The sequence below is a fragment of the Micromonospora sp. WMMD736 genome (assembly GCF_049179015.1).
GTDB lineage: Bacteria > Actinomycetota > Actinomycetes > Mycobacteriales > Micromonosporaceae > Micromonospora.
The window spans coordinates 1-1,824 of the sequence record NZ_JBMHMI010000157.1 but is presented as its reverse complement, the minus strand read 5'-3'; the positions used below and the strand labels follow the sequence as shown (position 1 = coordinate 1,824).

Below are 1,824 nucleotides of genomic sequence, written 5' to 3'. Positions count from 1 at the left end.
GATCGGCGCGATCATGAACGCGTCCATCGCCAGGCGGCCCGCCGCGTTGACGGCGCACAGCACACCCGGCAGTCGTAGCAGGCGTCGCATGCCCGGACCGAAGTCGAAGTCGATCTTGGGCAGCACCCACGCGGGTGTGCGTTGGTAGACATCAAGATTGGCGGCGTGTTCGGACAGTGCCGCGCTGATCTGCACACCGCTGGACCCGGTGCCGATCACCGCGATTCGCTTACCGCGGCAGTCGATGCTGTCGTCCCAGGCGTTGGGGCGCAGGATGGTGCCGGTGAACTCGTCGAGTCCGGCGATGCCCACGGTATCCTTGGCGTTGACGTAGCCGCCGACCGAGCTGATCAGGAATCGCGCCGTCATCCACCGGCCGTCGCCGAGGCGCAGTCGCCACAGGCCCGCGGCGGCATCCCACTCTTGCCTGAGGACTTCGCAGTTGGCACGCAGGTGGTCGTACAGCCCCAGCGTGGCGGCGGTGTCGCGTAGGTAGCGATGGATTTCCGGTCCGGGGGCGAACAGGCGGGTCCAGTCGGTTTTCGGAGCGAACGACAACTGATACCACAGGGTGGGGATGTCGACCGCGAGTCCGGGGTAGTGGTTGTCTCGCCAGGTGCCGCCGAAGTCCGCACCGCGGTCCAGGATGACGAAATCGGTGATTCCCTTCTCTTGCAACAGATGTGCTGTGGCAATCCCCCCGAAGCTGGCGCCGATGATGGCCACCTGGTGATCGGGTTGCGTCATCGGGCAGCTCCGCCCAGGCCATCGACGATGTAGTCGCGCACGAACCGTCGCACCGCCCGAGGTGAGTCCAGGTTCACCCCGATCGGCGGCACCAGTTCGAAACTCAGCAGCATGCGCAATATCCATTCACTTGCCTGTGCCGCGTCGCGGGTCGACTCGACTTCGCCACGGTCCTGGGCCTTCCGCACCAGCGGAGACCACAGGGCGACCGCGCGCTGCATGAGGTCGTCGCCGATATTGCCCAGCAGCAGAACCAGGATGCTTTCGTTGATCCCCCGCGCCAGCACCGAATCGGACCGCTGCCGGTGCGCGCACACCAGGACGGCGGCAGCGGCCACCTGGTCGGCCAGCGTGTCGGCTTTCTGCACTTCGTCCGCCATGGTGTCGATGAACGCCGATGCGAGATGGTCCAGTGCCGCCCGCATCGCGTTGTCGCGGCTGCCGAGGGCGTTGTGCACCGTGCCGCGCGACACCCCGGCCGCCTCGGCAACGGCCGTCAAGCTGAACTGCCGTGGCCCCGATCGACGGAGCGTGTCAGCGGTGGCGGACAACAGGGCAGGGGAGACCGCCTTGTCCGGAGCACCGCGCATTTGAACACATTATCGAGATATGTTCAATCAGGTCAATGCGGTCTCGCGTTGACGGGCCTCGCGTCGCTGCTCGTAGTGGGTTGCCCTGGCATCGACGAGAGCGAGGAAGTCGGCGAGCTCGTCGCGCGTGCGGGCGCCGTCGCCGGTGAGGTCGGTGCGGTCGAACACCTTCCAGAACCGCAGCACCGGGCGCAGCACCTCGTCGAGATGCGACCGCAAGTCGTAGATGCCGGCCTTGGCGATCACCAGCGCATTCTCGTCGAAGTTGGGCATGCCTTTGCCGGGCATCTGGAAACCCACGACCTCGCGAGTGATCGCCTGCATCGTCTCGTTGGGGGCGACGTCGAATGCGGCCGCCACCAGGTTTCGGTAGAACACCATGTGTAGGTTCTCGTCGGTCGCGATCCGGGTGAGTAATTGTTCGGCAATCGGGCAGCCCGACGCGCGCCCGGTGTTGCGATGGCTGATTCGGGTCGCCAATTCCTGG

Annotated in this window: 3 protein-coding genes; all 3 read right to left on the bottom strand. The window is 65.9% G+C overall.

Annotation, left to right across the window (positions count from 1 at the left end; genetic code table 11):
- On the bottom strand, nucleotides 1–747 hold a 747-nt coding region (locus ACN269_RS35025), incomplete at its 3' end, for a flavin-containing monooxygenase (protein ID WP_421477676.1).
- Nucleotides 744–1,337, bottom strand: a complete 594-nt coding sequence (locus ACN269_RS35020) for a TetR/AcrR family transcriptional regulator (RefSeq protein WP_421477674.1) — start codon at nucleotides 1,335–1,337, stop codon at nucleotides 744–746. The genes ACN269_RS35020 and ACN269_RS35025, both read right to left, overlap by 4 nt.
- Before the next feature lie 27 nt (nucleotides 1,338–1,364).
- Nucleotides 1,365–1,824 (bottom strand): acyl-ACP desaturase (locus ACN269_RS35015; protein WP_421477672.1); only part of this gene is annotated, 460 nt, incomplete at its 5' end.

What these genes read in the sequence shown, in the direction of transcription:
- ACN269_RS35020 (WP_421477674.1), bottom strand. Translation starts at nt 1,337, where the DNA reads ATGCGCGGTGCTCCGGACAAGGCGGTCTCCCCTGCCCTGTTGTCCGCC.